Source organism: Bacillus sp. HY001 (genome assembly GCF_007558965.1).
In the GTDB taxonomy this organism is placed as follows: Bacteria; Bacillota; Bacilli; order Bacillales; family Bacillaceae_G; genus Bacillus_A; species Bacillus_A mobilis.
In genome coordinates, this window is sequence record NZ_VLTE01000227.1 from 1 (window position 1) to 606 (window position 606).

The following is a 606-nucleotide window of genomic DNA, read 5'->3' on the forward strand; positions in this document are numbered from 1 at the left end:
TTTTTTATTCTCACAAACCCTAAGTAGAGTACAAACATAGAATATAGCTAGCGTTTTCCCTCCAAATAGAATCCATAGTTTAATATCCTGAGAGTAATAGACATCCGTTTTTATAAAATAGTAGATAATAGGACAAGAGAGAAGACATGAAATGGATAACGAACTCCACTGGATAAATCTAATTTCCTTTATTAATTCCGGTACCCTTTTAAAAATATCTTTCTTACCAGCCCATAAACCAATTAAGAACAAGCCTATATATTCCGGAATTCCTATTAGTAATTGTTGAAATTCCTCGATTATTAAAAAGAACAAACGAGCTTTTACTTGTTGTGAATAATGTGTAAATAGATTTACAGTGTGATTGGTAGTGTTGCCTGTAAACATATATTGATAGTAACTAGGTACGGCAGAAATAGAAGAACTTGCTTGTATAAATAAAATAGCATGTAGTGTATAGCTAACAAATAGAGAGATGCAGCCAACTATAAAGATAAGCTTTGTAGATCGCTTATAAAAGAACAATAGGATAAAACCAGCTAAGGCATATGCGTGTAGAATATCTCCATACCATAGAAAGATAAAGTGGAGTAAACCAAAGAGTAG

1 protein-coding gene is annotated in these 606 nt (G+C 32.0%); it reads right to left on the bottom strand.

From position 1 onward, the window contains the following. Positions 1-606: DUF418 domain-containing protein (locus FOT98_RS30625; protein ID WP_144291239.1), on the bottom strand; the 606-nt coding region annotated here is incomplete at both ends.